Annotated in this window: 15 protein-coding genes and 1 other RNA gene; 3 read left to right on the top strand and 13 right to left on the bottom strand. The window is 55.7% G+C overall.

The genetic code is table 11. From position 1 onward, the window contains the following. Positions 1-7: 7 nt before the first annotated feature. From ETHHA_RS00385 to ETHHA_RS00370, 5 genes are all read right to left on the bottom strand, one after another. On the bottom strand, positions 8-1,960 hold the full coding sequence (locus ETHHA_RS00385; protein WP_013484046.1) for a Mu transposase C-terminal domain-containing protein: 1,953 nt from the start codon (positions 1,958-1,960) through the stop codon (positions 8-10). Positions 1,961-1,985: 25 nt separating this feature from the next. After that, positions 1,986-2,052, bottom strand: an RNA gene (locus ETHHA_RS14865) — hammerhead ribozyme type II. Positions 2,053-2,054: 2 nt separating this feature from the next. After that, the gene (locus ETHHA_RS00380; RefSeq protein ID WP_013484045.1) at positions 2,055-2,888 is read right to left on the bottom strand and encodes an ATP-binding protein; all 834 of its coding nucleotides are present in this window, start codon (positions 2,886-2,888) and stop codon (positions 2,055-2,057) included. Position 2,889: 1 nt separating this feature from the next. Beyond that, a complete protein-coding gene (locus ETHHA_RS00375; RefSeq protein WP_013484044.1) occupies positions 2,890-3,234 on the bottom strand; it encodes a conserved phage C-terminal domain-containing protein in 345 nt (114 codons plus the stop codon). A gap of 16 nt (positions 3,235-3,250) precedes the next feature. Then, entirely contained in the window at positions 3,251-3,430 is a 180-nt protein-coding gene (locus ETHHA_RS00370) for a hypothetical protein (protein WP_013484043.1), read from the bottom strand. A gap of 153 nt (positions 3,431-3,583) precedes the next feature. On the opposite strand from ETHHA_RS00370, the gene ETHHA_RS14860 reads away from it, so the two are divergent. Continuing rightward, positions 3,584-4,006: a helix-turn-helix domain-containing protein gene (locus ETHHA_RS14860; protein ID WP_013484042.1), complete on the top strand. Its 423-nt coding sequence runs from the start codon at positions 3,584-3,586 to the stop codon at positions 4,004-4,006. After that, positions 3,993-4,409, top strand: a complete 417-nt coding sequence (locus ETHHA_RS14185; protein WP_013484041.1) for an ImmA/IrrE family metallo-endopeptidase — start codon at positions 3,993-3,995, stop codon at positions 4,407-4,409. The genes ETHHA_RS14860 and ETHHA_RS14185 overlap by 14 nt, the downstream gene beginning before the upstream one ends. Before the next feature lie 415 nt (positions 4,410-4,824). Here the strand turns inward: ETHHA_RS14185 and ETHHA_RS00355 are convergent, their stop codons facing one another. From ETHHA_RS00355 to ETHHA_RS00325, 7 genes are all read right to left on the bottom strand, one after another. Continuing rightward, positions 4,825-5,268: a DUF6143 family protein gene (locus tag ETHHA_RS00355; protein WP_083803543.1), complete on the bottom strand. Its 444-nt coding sequence runs from the start codon at positions 5,266-5,268 to the stop codon at positions 4,825-4,827. Positions 5,269-5,499: 231 nt separating this feature from the next. Continuing rightward, positions 5,500-6,075, bottom strand: a complete 576-nt coding sequence (locus tag ETHHA_RS00350) for a hypothetical protein (protein ID WP_013484039.1) — start codon at positions 6,073-6,075, stop codon at positions 5,500-5,502. 15 nt (positions 6,076-6,090) lie between these two features. Beyond that, on the bottom strand, positions 6,091-6,966 hold the full coding sequence (gene panC, locus ETHHA_RS00345; protein WP_013484038.1) for a pantoate--beta-alanine ligase: 876 nt from the start codon (positions 6,964-6,966) through the stop codon (positions 6,091-6,093). Positions 6,967-6,990: 24 nt separating this feature from the next. Beyond that, positions 6,991-7,824, bottom strand: coding sequence for a 3-methyl-2-oxobutanoate hydroxymethyltransferase (gene panB / locus ETHHA_RS00340; RefSeq protein WP_013484037.1), 834 nt, complete (start codon positions 7,822-7,824; stop codon positions 6,991-6,993). 294 nt (positions 7,825-8,118) lie between these two features. Next, entirely contained in the window at positions 8,119-11,193 is a 3,075-nt protein-coding gene (locus ETHHA_RS00335) for a putative bifunctional diguanylate cyclase/phosphodiesterase (RefSeq protein WP_013484036.1), read from the bottom strand. Beyond that, entirely contained in the window at positions 11,190-14,291 is a 3,102-nt protein-coding gene (locus ETHHA_RS00330; protein WP_013484035.1) for a sensor domain-containing phosphodiesterase, read from the bottom strand. The genes ETHHA_RS00335 and ETHHA_RS00330 overlap by 4 nt, the downstream gene beginning before the upstream one ends. 364 nt (positions 14,292-14,655) lie before the next feature. Continuing rightward, positions 14,656-15,423, bottom strand: coding sequence for an NYN domain-containing protein (locus tag ETHHA_RS00325; RefSeq protein WP_013484034.1), 768 nt, complete (start codon positions 15,421-15,423; stop codon positions 14,656-14,658). A 136-nt stretch (positions 15,424-15,559) separates the two neighbouring features. On the opposite strand from ETHHA_RS00325, the gene ETHHA_RS14855 reads away from it, so the two are divergent. After that, positions 15,560-15,745, top strand: coding sequence for an ATP-dependent Clp protease proteolytic subunit (locus tag ETHHA_RS14855; RefSeq protein WP_083803541.1), 186 nt, complete (start codon positions 15,560-15,562; stop codon positions 15,743-15,745). Between the two features lie 59 nt (positions 15,746-15,804). Here ETHHA_RS14855 and ETHHA_RS00320 read toward each other — a convergent pair whose 3' ends face one another. Next, positions 15,805-17,313 carry a B12-binding domain-containing radical SAM protein gene (locus ETHHA_RS00320; RefSeq protein ID WP_013484033.1) on the bottom strand — a complete coding sequence of 503 codons (1,509 nt, stop codon included), beginning with the start codon at positions 17,311-17,313 and terminating at the stop codon, positions 15,805-15,807. Positions 17,314-17,678: the final 365 nt, after the last annotated feature.

Genomic DNA, 17,678 nt, shown 5'->3' with positions numbered 1-17,678 from the left:
CCTCCTGTCAGATGTCCTTATGTTGAGACGCCCTTTGGGCGTTTTCGGCATTTTTCAGCATGGTGTCCAGCGGCAATGCGCCGTTCACCACACGCGGCGGCATCAGCGGTTCCTCGCTCACGCGGTGGATCTGCAGTACCGAGCGGTCAGGTTCCCCATTTTCCATTCGGGCGGCAATATTCCGCTGCGCGTCACCCAGCACCAGATCCAGCGCGTCCACCTGATCCATAGAGGCCAGTACGCGGGACTTGATCTCCTGCCGGGCCAGCTTCTTGGCGGACTTGATTTTGCTGATGGATTCTTTCGCAACTTCCTTGCTGGTAACATAGCCGGATATGATGTTGCTGTTCGCCTGAAGGACGGCGATAAACCGGTCCTGCTCATCGTAGACGCGCACGGAACTGATGTTTTCCGGGTCGTAGCGCACATAAACCTGCTCGCCTTGGTAACGCAGGCAAAACGCGTCGTCCCGGTAGTCAATGCGGAACCCGCCAATCGTCAGATGCACGCCCATTCGGCCAACCTTTTGCAAGCGCGTGCTGCGCATCAGCATCAGCGTCAAGTCGTCGGCGGAGGCCACGCGTTTTTCTTCCAGATGGTCGTAGTAAACGTCCTTCCGGTTTTTGCCTTTGTCCGCCGCGACGGAGCCGTTGTAAGGCTGCTCGTTGAAGTATCCTTCCAGCAGTTGCCCCACAACCTCGCGCAGCCGGTGATCCGCAGGCACATGCCCGGCTTTCAGCACATGTTTCAGATTTGCGGGCTTTTCAAGCACGTTCCCGCCCGTGAACGTCATAAATAGTCGGCTGATTTGGTTCTTGAAATCAAGGAACCGGCGTTCGATGATCTTCGCCCGCGCATTCCGCACCTGCGCGTTGATCATCGTAATGCCAAGCCTGGCGAAAATCGGCGGCGGCGAAAAAGTATCCGCGCTTTTCTTTTTCCGGCGGTGCCCGAGGCCCCCAACGTCGTATGTAAGGAACTCGCGGCCGTTATCTACATAGATATACTTTGGAATGCCATATTGCAGGATGCCCGCGCGCAGCGCGTAAATTGTGGCTTCGCTGGATGGGTTATCCGTGATATGGAACCCTGTGATGATGCCGGAGCGCGCGTCCATGAATGCTGTGAGGTACAGGCGATGCCTTGTCCCGTTTTCCCCCTCGCTGATGATGTCGAAGGTGTGGTTGTCCGCAATCCAGAAATCATTGGATGCCATGTCGTCGTAGATGCGGGGTAGATACGGCCCGCATCGGTCGTCAAATACCTTGTCGCCCTCGCGACCCAGCACATTGAGCGCCTCCGGTATCTCGGCCTTCCAGCGCCGGTAAAAAGCGCTGTAGGATGGGATCCCGGCCAGCAATTCCGGGTGTTCCTGCTCACACCAGAGCTGTGTGTAGTGGATGCATTGCTTCATTGGGTACTTGCGCAGGTCGAACCAGTAGGACAGGAAGCATTCCCACACCGTTTCATCCATCGCGTACCGTCCTTTGCGCCACTTTCCGCGCCGGTCGATCAGTCCGTCATAATGCTGGTCGCGCCATGCCTTCCAGCGGCGGTACAGCACGTCCGTCGAGATAGACAGTTCCGGGTGCCGCTGCCGCATCTGTGCCACAAAGGCCCCGTCGGCGGCTTTTCGGTCGCGCCCGATGCGGTAGGTCTTCCATTCCTGCACGATCCCAATCCACAGCTCAATCTCCCGGCGCTCCTCCTCGCTGTAAGCATCCAGCGGCTTGGGAGGCTCCTGTGGCGCGGCAATGGCTGCGGTTTTTGTGGGTGCCACCCGTCCGTAGTATTTGGCCTGCAGTTTTTCCGGAAGCGCGGCCACCGGCACTAGATATTGTCGCATATGGTTGCGCGGGTCGTCGTCCAGCACATGCTCCAGTTTGCCTTTGGCAATCATCGTACGCACGTAACGTTCCGTACACCCTTTGACCTGCGCCACCTGCGCCACTGTCAGCATTTCCGTGTTGCATCACCTCTTTTCGGTTGGCCTGCCATCATCAGCGCGGGGAGGCCATCCCCAGCGGACGGGGCCGCAGCCCCGTTTCGGCTTCTCACCGTGAGCGGTAGTCCTGCCCGCTCATCGGCACGTCATAAGTCATTTCGTGCAGGCGGCTGACGATAGATGCCGCCGTTTTTTTGTCGCTCCGCAGCGCCAGGCGTTCGATCAGCTCGGCGTCGCTATAGTTGGTGGTCACAATCACGGGCAACATGTCCTGACAGCGGCCGTCAAAGATGGTGGATAGTTGCGCCATGCTCCAGTCGGTCACCTGCTGTTTGCCCAGGTCGTCGATCACCAGCAGGTCGCAGGTCAGATACCGCAGCATGGTTTCGTATTCGGTTCCGTTTGCCGTGCCGTCCATCTGCCCGCGCAATTCGAGCAAAATGTCCGTTGCCGATCGGCAGATCACACTGTGCAGCTGCTCAATCAGCGCGTGGGCCACGCCATAGGCCAAATGTGTTTTTCCCACCCCGCAAGTACCGTAAAGATACAGCCCCATGCCTTTTTCCCGCTGCTCTTCAAATTTCAAAACGTAGTTTAAAGCAACCTTTAAAGCCCGTTCATCGCCCGGCGGCACGGCGTAGGTTTGCAGCGTTCGGCTGGCGTATCGTCCCCGGATGCCGCTGGCGGCCATCAGTGCATGCACGGTGCTTGCGCGGGTGTCCTCCACCCGCTTCCGCTCGGCTTCGGCCTTTGCGGCCATGGCCGCCGCCTGTTCCGACTGTGCCGCCGCGCAGGTGCATGTTTCATAAATGCCCAGCAGGTACGTTTCACCGGATGCCACCGTGTGCGTCAGCTGGCGCAGCATATGCCCACAGAAAGGGCACTGCTTGTCCGGAAGCGGCTGAAACCAGCTTTCCAGCCCAGTCTTCATTGCCTGTTCCATATCAGCCCTCCAGCAAATCGTCCGCGCTCCGAAACCGCCCGGGCGATGCCGCCGGAGCGGCTTTTTTCTTTTGCCTGCGGCGCGCTTCTTGCAAATAGCTTTCGGTTTTTCCTTGTGAGCGGAAAAGTGTTTCCGGCCGCAGATAGCGCGCAAAGTCGGAATCCGCCCATGTGGCCGACATGCCGTCGATCACGTCCAGCAAATCCTGCTCGCTAAAACCGTCTGCCAGCCGTGCCAGAACATGGCGCTTGTTCGCCGCTGCATCTGCCCGGTAATGCGCGCCCGTTTTTTCATTCAGGTGCGCGATCACCCGCCCGATCACGGCCTGTTCTTCTTGTTTGTCCATATCTCCCTCCCGATGATTACGATGCTTGACGGCTGGCCCGCTTCAGGCCCTTGATGACCAGGCTTTCCGTCGCCAGCGCGATGGACATGCTGTTCTCATCCGCATATTTTTTGATGGAATCGTATACCCCCAGCTCGTACCGCACGGTAACGGGCTTCGTCGGCGTGCCACGCGCCCGGGTCTTCGCAATTTGCATGTTGCGCCTCCTTTGTGGTTGCAACGCGGTTGCATGTTATGTCCCCGCGTGATACACTTGCTTTATGATGGTTGCATGAGTAAAGTATATTACGGAAATATCCGTAAGTCAATGAGTTTTACGGATATTTCTGAATAACATAGGGGATTTAACATGTCGAAAGCATCAGATTGTGCCAAAAGGATCAAACTATTGGCTAAAAATACGGGGATCTCCGTAAACAAGCTACTTATAGACTGCAAAATATCAAAGAGTTTAATTTACGATATGGAGAAACGAAGTGCTATGCCATCCGCAGATAAACTACTTAAAATCGCCGATTACTTTAAGGTGTCAGTGGACTATCTTCTTTCGGGAGAAGACACCCCGAAAGCCCCTCCGGCGCGTGACCCTGAAGAGGCCGAAATTGACAGCCAGATTACAGGCATAAAATACGCCCTTTCCTCGCTGGATCGGGACGCAATCGGCGACCTCACCATGGGCGAAAAAAAGGACGTTTTGAAATTCATCAACTTCTTGAAGTCGCAGAGGCCAGACGCGAAAAAGAAAGAAGGGGAGAGCGGTGACGCCCCTTGAATATTTTCTTCAAAAAGCAGCCGATAATGGAATTTCTGTTTATGAATTATCTCTTGAGAACATCCAGTCCATGATTGCGGATTTAAAAGACATGGACCCTGCTATTTGTCTGAGTTCTTCTGGAATTTTCTCATCTCAGGAAGCCGCCGAATCGATGGCACATGAACTCGGTCATTTCTTTACGGGTACATATTATGATTCACCCTATTGCGCCAATAATCGTGGCAAAATGGAGCATCAGGCCAATATTTGGATGGTGAAAGAATTGCTTCCGGTTGCGTCCATTCGGAAAGCTCTAAAAGACGGTTGCCGCGAATATTGGGAGATTGCGGAGTACTGCAATTGTACCGAACATCTGTTGGAAACGGCCATTCAGATTTACCGGCAGAAAGGGCTGCTATAGTTTATTTTGCAATAAGCAATTTAGATTTCCGCAGGTGTCGCGGAACCAGTTCCGCGACAATAAAAAAACAGTTCCGCGAGTTCCGGGTGAATTTTGTAAAATATGCAATTTTTACACAGTCTCTTTTCTCACGCCGGCGCAATCGTAAAAAGCCTGTAAAACCAGCGATAAAGCGGTTTTACAGGCTTTCTTTTAATTTTTAAAAGGTTTTAAAAGCTCATTTTTTAAAAGCGGCAGAGCACCATGTGCCCTCTTAGTCTCGTGCCGAAACGCCCCGTTTCCGTTTTCGCACTATTTGCAAATTTTTTATTTTTTCACGGCTCATTTTCACGATTTTTTGGCTTATCTACGCCGTTTTTCGCATTTTTCCGGTTTTTTTCATCAACTCAGCCTTTTTTGCATTCTTCCCGAAAACTCACAGAGGAACAATAAATTTGCCGTCTTCTTCCTCCGCCACCGTTTCGCCCGGCACGGTCCTTCTGACAAAGCCCTTGATGCCGCCTGCCGGGAAACCGATCACGTTGGATGCCTGCAGCAAACGGACGCGGGGGGTGGGCAAAGGATACAGCGCCGTGTTGGACGGAGCCACCAGTCTGGATTCGATGGGGTCGCCGGGCAATGTGGAATTGATCCAGAACTGAAGCCGGATCGGAGGTTCATAAAGGTCCGACACCGTCCATACGTTTACAAATAGGTTGATCCCCGAGTTGTTGGGGTTGACGAGCGCCGCCCACGCGTTTTTATCTTTTTCAAAAAACATATTGTCCGCATACCCTACAAAATATTGACCTTGCAGGGAATGGTAAAGGGAATTGGCCATCGCCGCTGTTTGCATCGGCAGTCTGCACGGATCCATCATGCGTTCTCCTTCTTTCCGGCCTCCCGCACCGCCGATCACATCGACTGCTTTGCGCCTTTCCCGATCGGTATGCGAAAAAGCCGAAAAAATCCTGTACCATGCTTTCTGTTTCCATATGAAGACGCGCTCCTTGATACAGTGTATGGCACAGGAAAACGAACGGCGACATGCATTCGCCCCGAACAGCCCGGAAAACGTGCCGCAACGGATCGTGGCCGGTTGGGCTGGTGCTTATTCCTGATACCCCTGTATGAACCGCAGAACTACCAGCGCCAAAGCACCGCCGACCATTGCCGTGACGAGCTGCGGCCAGGAAAACATGAGCGACAGGACCTGCGCGACCGCCGGTTTACCGCCAAAAAGCACCGGAACAACCAGCAAAACGGTAGCCAGCCATAAAAAGGCCGTCTTTGCCGCCGCACCGCAGACAATGCCGGCCATGCGGAACACCGAACTGTTTTTTGGGGGCCGGCGGGTCTCATGCACAAAAACCGCCCAGGTGACGGCAACGATCACCAGATTGCCGATGGCCACGACCGGGATCATCGGCGGAAAAACCATTTGACCAAACGCAAACGCCAGCACAGGCGACAGCACTGCCGCAGCCGCCGTGCCGGCAAACCCAACCGATCCCGCCCCCACGATAAGCACCAGGTTTACCAATGTGCCGGTGAACAATTGCCCGATCAGCGGCACGGATTTCGGCATCAAAAACGTCAGCAACTGCACAACGACCAGCAGCGCGATGAGCAGCCCCGCCTGCGCCACCCAGAAAATGCTGTTCCGCTTCTTTTTCATCTCCGGCATCTGCTTTTCTCCTCTCTATCTGCCGATCTCCGGCGTCAGGATCATGTTATCGATCAGACGAGTCTTGCCAAACCGGACGGCGACGGCCGCCAGCGCATTCTTTTCCGGTCCGACCGTATGGATATCATCCAGCGTGTCGCTGTCCAGAATCTCCACGTACTCCACCTCTGCCAGCGGCTGCGCCTGGATCTCGGCGCGGATCATTTCTTTCAGCCAAGCGGCATCGGCGCACCCGCCGGCCACGGATGCCAGATACCCGCGCGCCTGTTGCAGCCCGCGGTAGAGTGCGGCGGCCTGCTGACGCTCCGCGGGACTCAGATACCGGTTACGGGAACTTTTGGCAAGACCATCCGCCTCGCGCACGATAGGGCAGACCACAAGCTCCACCGGGATATGCAGATCACGGACCATCTTTTTGAGAACGGCGACCTGCTGGGCGTCTTTCTGTCCGAAATACGCACGGTCCGGCCCGATGATATGAAACAGAATGCTGACCACCGTGGCCACCCCTTTGAAATGGATGGGCCGTGACGCCCCGCAGAGCTTTTGGGTCAGCGGGCCTTTCACCTCCACCTCCGTGGACGCCCCCCGCGGATAGATCTCCTCCGCAGCGGGATGGAACACAACGTCCGCGCCTGCCTCCGTGGCCAGGCGGTGGTCGCGCTCGATATCCCGCGGATAAGCCTCATAATCTTCGCCCGGTCCAAACTGCGTGGGGTTCACAAACACACTGACCGCCACCAGATCATTCTGTTCCTTCGCTTTCCGGATCAGAGAAAGATGACCTTCGTGCAGGCACCCCAGCGTGGGGACGAACCCCAGCGTCTCGTTTTTCCGATTGTGGCGCGTGCAAAAGGCGTCCCATTCCCGGGCCGTCCCAATCAGGCTCATACCAGCCCCTCCTTATTTTTCACGTCAATACAGCTTTTCCAGAAACGATTCACCGGCTGAAAACGTGTGCTTTTGCTCCGGGAACCGCCCTTCCCGGACATCCCGCGCATAGGCGGAGACGGCCTCTGCGATCAGGCCGCCCAGATGTGCATATTGCTTCACGAATTTGGGAACAAACGCATCGTACATGCCCAGCAGGTCGTGAACGACCAGCACCTGCCCGTCGCAATACCGGCCGGCGCCAATGCCGATGGTGGGCACCGAAACTTTCTCTGTGATGATCTTTGCCAGTCCTTCCGGCACGGCCTCCAGCACAATGCTGAAAACGCCCGCGTCCTCCAGAGCAAGGGCATCCTCAATCAGTCCTCTGGCCTTCGCCTCGTCTTTTCCCTGCACTTTATACCCGCCTATCAGCCGGACGGACTGCGGCGTCAAGCCGATGTGCCCCATCACCGGAATCTGCGCGCGCACGATCGCCTTTACGGTATCGGCCATGCCGATTCCGCCCTCCAGCTTTACAGCATCCGCCTTGCTCTGCTGCACCAGCCGACCGGCGTTGCGCACCGCTTCCTCCAAGCCGACATGGCAGGACAGAAACGGCATGTCGCAGACCAGCAGAGCGTGCTGCAGCCCTCTGGCCACACACGCGCAATGGTACGCCATATCGTCCATCGTGACTTCCAGCGTGGAATCGTGCCCCTGCACGACCATTCCGAGTGAATCTCCGACCAGAACGGCGTCGATGCCGCTGCCGTCCACGATTTTGGCCATTGCATAATCGTAGGCCGTCAGCATGGCGATTTTTCGCCGGTTTTGTTTGGCATCCAAAAACGATTGCGTGGTAACGGTTCTGCTCAATCCGGTCCACTTCCTTTCGCGGTTCCGTATCATTCCCGCCCATAGGTTGCCCCGGCAAACAAAAAAGCCTTCTCCATCCGCCCGCAACCCGCAAAACCGGGGCACGTTCTGTTGCAGATGGAAAAGACATCTCATCAAAAACAGCGTATGGAAGTCTTTGTCGCAACGGATCAAAGCCGATTTTGCAAGCGGGGAAAGAAATCGCCGTGTGCGGCTCGCAAGCGATGCCGCCGTTTCCATCATACACGGTTTTGCCCGGTTTTACAAGGGGCGTGGCAGGCGGGGGAGCGAGACTCACCGCAGCCCTGCATATTCGGACAGGACGGCTTGTATGGCCGCCGCTTCCATTGGGCGGCAGCAGAAAAAAACCTGCACCTCATCGCACATAACCCCGGCAAGGAAGTCAAACTGCCGCGGAGTCTCCACACCTTCCGCCACCACCCGCAGGCCCAGGCTCCGGATCAGCCGGACCATCGCTTTCAGCACCGTTTGATCTTTATCACTTTTTTCGATTCCCTGCACAAACTGCGCATCGATCTTAATGCGGTCGACGGGCAGCATCTTCAGCCGGCTCAGCAAGGACTGCGCGCTACCAAAATCGTCAATGGCAAGGGAAACGCCCATAGCCTTCAGCCGCCTCAATGTATCCAGAACCAGCGGCAGATTGGTGCTGGCAGCCGTTTCCGTGATCTCCAGCTCCAGATATTCCGGCGGCAGCCTGGTTTTCTTCAGCACCCGAACGACGCACTGCACCAGTTTCGGGCTGGTCAGCTGATTGGCGGAAAGATTGACCATCACACGCATCCTGGGCAGGCCGCTGTCCTGCCAGACCTTGTTTTGCTGGCATGCCGTTTCAAGCACCCACTCGCCGATGGAATAGATCATGCCCGACTGCTCGGCCAGCGGGATGAACTGCGCCGGTTCCACCATGCCTTTCTCCGGCAGGCGCCAGCGCAGAAGCGCTTCAACCCCTACAATCGCTTGGGCAGCCATATCGAACTGCGGCTGGTAATACAGCTCCAACTGGCCCTTTTCCTGCGCATGATATAACAGATTTGTCAGCTCCATCTTTTTCAGGACATGATCCTTAATCATCTGGGAACAGAGGACGCACCGGTTCTTACCCATGCTTTTGGCATGATACATCGCGTCGTCCGCGTTCTGGATGAGCGCTTCAGGCTCCCTGCCGTCCTGAGGAAACAGGGCAATGCCCATGCTGGCCGTGACGAAGAGCTCCTGCTGGTTCACCGCCACAGGTTGCTGTATGTCGTTCAGGATGTTTTCCGCCATCTGCAATACGTCCTGCACGTCGGAGATGTGATCGAGCAGCAGCACGAACTCGTCTCCACCAAACCGGGAAACCGTATCGACCTCCCGCACCGCATTCTGAATCTGCCGGGCAACCTTGGAAAGCAGCCGGTCGCCCAGATCGTGCCCCATGGTATCGTTCACCGCCTTGAAGGAATCCAGATCCAGAAAAACGATGCCGACCATCTCGCCCACCTGGCCGGCCAGCCGGATGGCCCGGTCGAGCTTTTTCTTAAACAAAGTACGGTTGGGCAGGCGGGTGAGCTGATCGTGATAGGCAAGGAAACCGGCCTCTTTTTCGCGTTCCACCTTGACAATCGCATCGGAAAGGACGGCGGCGATAATTTCCAAAAAGGCCCCGGATCGCAGGTTCCATCTTCTGAGCGGCCGCCCCGCACTGAAAGCAAGGGCCCCGATGGGCCGCTTGTTTCTCTGGATGGGCAGCACCGCATAAGACCGGACGCCCCATGACAGCAGTGTCGTGCGAAGCCGGGCCGCCGTCTGCGGCAGACGGGGCACATCGGCCATCTCCACATGCATGCCGCCTTCCAACGTCCGCAGAACTTCTTTGGGAATATCCTTCCAGATCGCTTCAAATCCATGGATCAAAGAAGGGTGCCCTTCCTCCATCCATTCGCAGGAATGCCGGAACGTCCGTGTACGCGCGTCCACCAGCACGAGAAACGCCCGATCGCACTGGATGAACCGGCCGCAGCGCTGCAAGGCTGCATACAGCTTTTGGTCGAGATTATATTCCTCTGCGGAAATGAATTCCTGTGACAGTTCCGCCATGAGGGCCTGTGCCTGCGTATCGTAGATGTTTTTATACAGCCGGCTGATATACACATGGCTGACATAGAACACCAGAATGACCGAAAGCCCCATGACGGTAAGCCGGACCACATAATCCGGGCCTTCGACCCACATCGACAGCTGCGGAAAAGCGACCCATAGAAGCAGCTGCGTCAAAATGGACTCCACCATGACCGTGCCCAACAGGATCCGCCGGTTGAACAACATGCTGATAATCATCACCGGGAATATGTACGCCCACGTCGCATAGCACTGGAAATAAACGAACCAAAGCGCCGTGGCCGGTATCCCGAACGAAAAAATGACCGACATCAGCATTTCTTTCAGAGATTCATTCAGACGCAGCCGGTTCACCACCGCTAGGATGAGTCCCAGCAGAATCAGATTCGCGCTGCACATCGCCACGGACACGACCGGCGCCTGTCTGTAATAAAAGTTTCTGCCAAGGATCGTGAGGAAGCCCTCTCCAATGAGCACCAGGCTCACACAGAGATACATATGCGAACGGGACGCCTGCGACAGGATCACATCATTATGGCCCTTTCGGCGCATCTGCACGGCATGGCAGCGGTGCGTCAGGCCACTGAGCGCCAAAACCAGCAGGAGCCCGAAAAAAACCGTCGGCACCGGCACACACAGATTACAGAAAGCGCTCCGTACCGTGAACCCCGCAAACAGTGCATCCGCCACAGCGGCCGTGCCTGTCAACGCCCGGAAGGAAGCACTTTTCCCCTGACCCGTGCGATGCCGCGCCCATTGCAGCAGGAGCGCCGCCCCGATGGCCGCCACGCTTATAGAATAGAGCGCAGAAACCACGCTCCAAACCGTACCGGCAGGCATGGGCACCGGAACGACCAAAAACCTTGTACTGCCAGCCGCCATCCCGCACGCGCGGAATGTATCCGCCGCCACAACCACGGCCGCGGGCAGATAGAGCAGCGCATACCCCCGCCAGTTCCGGAACAGCACCGTCCTGCCCGTGAGCAGCAAAACACAGTGGAACGTGACGGCGGATGTCAATGTCCAGCCGATGCAGACCAGCCGGCACCCGCTGTCGCGGATCTGGTCCGTATGCGCCGCCGCAAGCAGGACGAGGCCAAACGCACCCAGCACCAGCGCGGCGCTGGCAAGCATCATCAGCTTGTGCAGCAGCGGCCTATACTCCCCGTGGGTGGCATACAACCCGCCCGCGAAGGCAAAGCCGCACACCGTCAGTAAACATACATTGATCCAATCTACAGCTGTCATTCCATCCCCACCCCATTGTTCAGCGGCTCCGGCATGGCAGGGCGCACTGGGCAGTTCTCCCGCAGCAGTTTTTCAATCTTCGCCGCCGGCATCGGCTTGAAATAATAATATCCCTGCACTTCATCACACATCCGCCGGCTGAGGAACTCCAGCTGAGCCGTCGTCTCCATCCCCTCGGCGATCACCTTCATCTTCAGTCCTTTGGCCATTTCGATGACGGCGTCGGCCACGGCGCGGTCGTATGCGGAGATTTCGATGCCGCGCACGAACTGGATATCCAGTTTGATACGATCGACAGGCAGCAGCTTGATCCGGCCAAAAGAAGAATATCCCGTACCGAAATCGTCTATTGAAATGGATACACCCAGCTTTTTCAACTGATTCAGGCGCATGGGAAAATCCGCAATGTCGCGGTATGCGACGCTCTCCGTCACTTCAAGCTCCAGATACCGGGGCGGCAGGCCGGTTTTTTGGAGAATATCCGCCACACGCTGCGAAAAATGCGGGCTGGCAAGCTGCTGCACGGAAATATTCACCGCCATCCGCAGAGGCGGCAGTTCCATCTCCCGCCACCTGGCCGCCTGCCTGCACGCGGTAAGCAGCGCCCATTCGCCGATCGGCTGGATCAGTCCCGTCTGCTCGGCAAGCGGAATGAAGGCGCCCGGGGTGATGATGCCCTGGCCCGGCAGATCCCACCGCATCAGCGCCTCAACACCCACCACGCGGCGCGTTTTCAGGTCCACCTGCGGCTGATAGCATAAAAACAGCTGCTCTTTTTCCTGCGCACGGTAGAGCAGATTGATCATCTCGCCCTGCCTGGCCATTTCGTCTTTCATTTCGCTTGAGCACAGTGCATACCGGTTTTTCCCCATGCCTTTGGCGTGGTACATCGCCATATCGGCGTTTTTGATCAGCGTTCCGGCCGTGTCTCCATCCCGCGGGAAGACCGCCACGCCGGCGCTGCCCATTATGCATATTTCCTGGTCATCCACCCGAACCGGCCGGCGAAGCGCATCGAGGATCGTCTCCAGCCTGCGCAGTAGCACATCGATATGGGGAACCTGCTCAAACAGGAAGACAAATTCGTCCCCCCCAAAGCGGCAAACGATATCGCCGCCCCAAACCTGCCCGAGAAAAATGCCCGCCACCGCCTTCAGCAGCCGGTCGCCCGCTTCATGCCCCAGTGTGTCGTTGATGACTTTGAACGAATCCAGATCGATAAAAACAATGCCCAGTATGGTTTCCTCGCGGCGGGCGTCCGCAATCGCCTGCTTCAGTTGCTTTTTGAACAACACGCGGTTGGGCAGACCGGTCAGCTGATCGTGGTATGCCATCATCCGGATCTTCCGCATACCGTCCAGCCTGTTGGCGGTGTCGGCTACGATATTGGAAATTATGGAGAGAAACACAAAGCTTTTCCATAACTGTGCGGAATTGACTCCCGCAAAAAGCAACAGCCCAACGGTTTCCTCTTTCTTTTGGATCGGCAGGCAGACGAGCCGGTGTGCGCCGGTTCCGCCCGGTGAATACCGCAGGCACTCCGCTTCGGGCAGGATATCTTCCAGATCGAGAAATATGACCGGATGCCCGTTGTTGGACGGCGTCTGCATCACCCGGCAGAGTTTCTGTATGTTTTCATCCAGCTGTTTGCGCGCGGGGGCGGCGCCCTCAGCCAGCCATTCACAGGAAAAGCGAGCCTGCCGGTCGGCTTTGTTCAACAGCGCGATATATGCTTGGTCACACTGGATGAACGCACCGGTCTTCCGGAGCATGTCCCTGATTTTTTCTTCTATTGTTTCTTCATTCGCAGCCAGGAAGCTGCGCGAGATCTCCGACACCAGCAGCTGCCCGGCGGAATGCATGGCATTTTCCCTGAGGCGGTTCAAATAGATTCCGTTGGCAGACAGACAGACGGACGAAGTGGCAACGATGAGGATGACCCGGGTAATATAATCGGTCATATTCACCGTTGCGCCTGCATGCGGGCATATGCCCCACAGAAACAACTGCGCCTGAGACGCGCAGACGACCGCTGTAACCAACAGAACCCGCTTGTTGAACAGCAGGCCGATGACTATCAGCGGAAAAACGAACGCCCAGACCGTGATGCCCCCATCCGCATAAAAGCACAGTAGAATGACCGGAATGAGCAAAGCCGCCATAACCGCAAGCAGAAATTCCTGCGGGATACGGGTTTTGCGGAATCCGCCGAGAAACAGCAGGATCATACCGATCAAAACCAAAACAGCGCTGAACAAATAGGCCAGAGCGATCTCTTTTTCTATACAAAAGATCTTTTGAAGCAGCGCGTTCACCAATCCGCCTGAAATCAGATAACATGCAAAAAGGCGGTAGATCACATGCCGGGCCTTGTCAGTCAGGATCATGCCGCCGTCTTCCAGGTCTTGTGTCAGATGGAACCGCCTGACGGAATGTCCCGTCACAAGCACCGGAAGGACCCAACACACAGCCGCCATGCGCGGGCAAGGCACCTGCAAAAGCGGAAGCAGGATATCCGTCATGCCACCCACCGCCGCAAAAATAAAAGAACCCATCAGCCACCCGGCGCGCCTGCGCATCACAGAGGAGCTTCGGACCCATCGCAGCAACAGCCGGCCGGAAACAGCCAGGAACACACCGTAATAGCCACAGAAAAAAAAGTCCCATAGGCCCGGCTTGGAGATCTCGATCCAACCCCACCGAGAATAGAACCACGTTATGCCACTCGGGTGGAAAAGCGGCAACGCCACAAATCCGCACAGCAGTACCAAAAACGGCAGATACAGCAGCACGCGGATATACGATTTATGAAAAAGATCCTGCCTGCCCGTCAAAAGCAGCAGGCAGCGCAGCAAAAAGAAAAAGCTCAACGTATAGCCAACAGCGGAAAAGTGTGCGCCTATGGAGCGAACACCCACATCCGCTCCGGCACCAAACAGCGCCCGGCCAAAGTTCCAGATCACCAGCGAACCGGCCTCCGCCAAAAATTCCCGATTGATCTTGGGTTTATAGTTGCCCTGGACGGTAAACAATGCACAGGCAAGCGCAGCGCCTCCGGCTGCCAAAAACACTGTGCCGAGCAGTATCGGTCCTTGCACGCATCTTCGTCCTCTCCGCTTAACGCCATTTTACCCAAGCTTTTCTATTATACCATAAAATATATATCGTAAAAAATCAAACGACATAAAGGCCCCTGTTCTTATAGCACATATAAAATATACGGGACAACCCGTTTTTCAATGAACGATGATGCTTGTATGACACTTTACCGCGACACCGGCCTGGTCCGCCCAAAACTTCAGGGCCATACCTCCACCCCCATGGCCAACAAGCCGTACCTGTAGGCTTCTCTGAAACAGCAAGCCGTAGCGGACCGTATTGGAAACCTAAAATCCCCCGCACGCAGGAAATGTTCCTGCGTGCGGGGGATTTGGGTATGTCTACGCGTTGCCGGGCCGGCGATCAGTTGCCGCCTTTGCTTTTTTCGCGGTTGCGGATATAGACGTTGTGCCCTTTGTGCCCGCGCTCGCGGATATCCAACTCGAATCGTTTGGTGGACTCCACCAACAGTGAAAGCTTAGAAAACCCGTAGTTACGGGAGTCAAAATCAGGCTTTTTCTTGAGGATGAGACTGCCCACCTCACCAAGAAACGCCCAGCCGTCCTCGTTGGCCAGATCGGAGACGGAGTTGGCAATGAGCTGGATGACCTGCCGGTCCACCTTCGAAATCTCACGGCGCTTGGGGGCGTTGTCGCCCGGCGTGCCCGTGGTATCCGTATCCTGCTCAGCGGAGGCAATGATCTCCAGATAAATGAATTTGTCACAGGCGGCGATAAACGCGTCGGGCGTCTTTTTTTCGCCGAATCCATAGACTTTTTTGCCGGACTCGCGCAGGCGGGTGGCCAGCCGCGTGAAGTCACTGTCGCTGGAAACCAGGCAGAACCCGTCGATCTTGCCCGCATAAAGGATATCCATCGCGTCGATAATCATGGCGGAATCGCTTGAATTTTTTCCGGAAGTGTAGCAATACTGCTGCACCGGCACGATAGCGTTGGGTACCAGCACGTTTTTCCAGCCGGACATATTCTGCGTCGTCCAGTCGCCATAGATGCGCTTGACGGTAGGAGTGCCATATCGCGTGATTTCCTCGAGCATGCCGGTCACATTGCTGTAGGGCACATTTTCCGCGTCAATCAGCACGGCCAGCCGCATATCCTGCTGCACTTCCATTCCATCCCGCCTCATATTTTCCACTCTTTTCTTCTCCGGACCGCAATCCATGCTGCTTATTATACCACGAAACCGCGGCCGCCACAACAAACGCCGCCCATTTACATGATTCCCTGCAAAACGCAGCCTAACGTGATTGAACGACTGCATCGGCAGGCAGATACGTGTATTGCACGATTTTTCTAAAGCAACGGCGGCGTATTTCTGGTATCACAAAGATACACAGCAGACCATAAAAGCCGACACCAACCGCGACCATTATATGACCGCCGAAGAATCTCGGGCCTACGGCCTGGTAGACGGCGTGATACACCGTCGATAAACTCAAATCCCCTGGCGTTTCTGAACAGAACTGCCAGGGGATTTATTTGGTGCCATGCATCAGGAAATCTGCATCTGCGGCTTGGCAAGCGACAGCTGAAAGACCTTGCGGAAGTGAAACCCATAAATGGAAAGCCGCACTGCAGACGGAAACATCTCCGGCCGCTCGCGCAGCGCCCAGAACAGAAGGTTCCAGTAATACCGGCGCTCTTTCCCGAAAATGCCGAGACGGACCACCGAGCGGAGGAACGCGCGCACATTGGCCGAGCAGATTTTTTCGCTGGATTTTCCACCCGGCGCATATCCGGTCAGAAAATCCTTGACACGGGCATAATAATATTTCGGCGAATAAATGGTGGAAATGATTTTCTGGTACCCTTGCACCAGCATATTTTTATCCATCTTGGGAACAAAATTCAAGGAAAAGTCGGTATTGCTGCCCGAAAAATGTTCGGTCATCCGCCCCTCGCGCACCAGCCGCTGGTACAGCTTGGTGCCTTTCGGCGCGTTCAGCAGCCCCACCATTGCCGTGGTGATGCCGCTTGCCTGAATGAACTTGACCATGCGGTCAAAAATGGTACTGGTATCACTGTCGAAACCGACGATAAACCCTGCCTGCACTTCCAGTCCAAAGCGCTGGATCTTCCGAATGCAGGCGAGCAGATCACGGTTTTTGTTCTGGTTCTTATGGCATTCCGCTAAGCTTGCCTCGTCCGGCGTCTCAATACCGATGAATACCTGATGGAAACCCGCGCGCACCATGTCGTTCATCAACTGCTCGTCATCCACGATGTTGATGGACGTTTCGGTAATGAACTGAAACGGGCGGCCATGTGCATCCATCCACTCGGTGATGGCGGGCAGGATCTCTTCTTTCAATTTCTTCTTGTTTCCAATGAAATTGTCGTCAACAAAAAACACCCCGTTGCTCCACCCGGTCTCATAGAGTGCCTGCATTTCCGCCACGACCTGCTCCGCGTTTTTGGTGCGCGGAGTCCTGCCATACAGGGACGTGATGTCACAGAATTCGCAGTCAAACGGACACCCGCGGGAATACTGGATGTTCATCGACGCGTATTTCTTCACGTGGATGAGGTTCCACTGCGGCACCGGAGTTTCCGACAGTTCGGGAAACCGGTCCGGCAGATACAGGTGTTTGGCATGACCCGCCTCCCAATCCGCCAGAAACATCGGCATGGTGATTTCGCCTTCACCTAAAATCAGATAATCGACGTCGTCATAATCATCTTTTTCCGCCGTGAACAACGGGCCGCCTGCCGCCGTCTTAACACCCAGCCGTTTGCAACGGGCAATAACCTCTTTGACCGACGTGCGCTGTACCACCATGGCGCTGATAAGCACCAGATCCGCCCAGCGCAAATCCGCGTCACGCAGGCGCTGCACATTCATATCGACTAATTTTTTGTGGTAGGTTTCGTCGGGTATCATAGCGGCCACCGTCAGCAGGCCAAGCGGCGGAAATGCCGCTTTTTTGGCCACAAACCGCAGCGCATATTGAAACCCCCAGTACGTCACCGGATATTCCGGATAAACAAGCAGGATATTCACAGTCCCTCCATGCGGGTCGTTCCCGCTTTCCGGATACGCAGACGCCCAAGCCCGCCATTCCAACGGTCCGTACACGGCGTCCATCTGTATGCCGGGCAGCAATCGCAAATGCGGCACGGTCTCAATCGGCCAATATCACCCATCGTGTCCATTATAGCCACATGTCGCAGGAAATGCAAGAAGGCACTTCTTCATCTCCGCCTTTTCCGTTTCATGCTTCGTCTTGTCCCGGTTCCGCGAACCTGCTATACTGGGAAGAATGGCGAAAGCAACGCAAAGTTTTCCTGTTTTTTCTATTTATTCCGTATGTACGCGTGCTTTTCAGTCAAACTAAAAGGGATGCCTCACCGAAAAGAGATGAACCG

This window comes from Ethanoligenens harbinense YUAN-3, assembly GCF_000178115.2.
GTDB lineage: Bacteria > Bacillota > Clostridia > Oscillospirales > Ethanoligenentaceae > Ethanoligenens > Ethanoligenens harbinense.
This window is presented reverse-complemented; position numbering and strand designations above follow the sequence as displayed.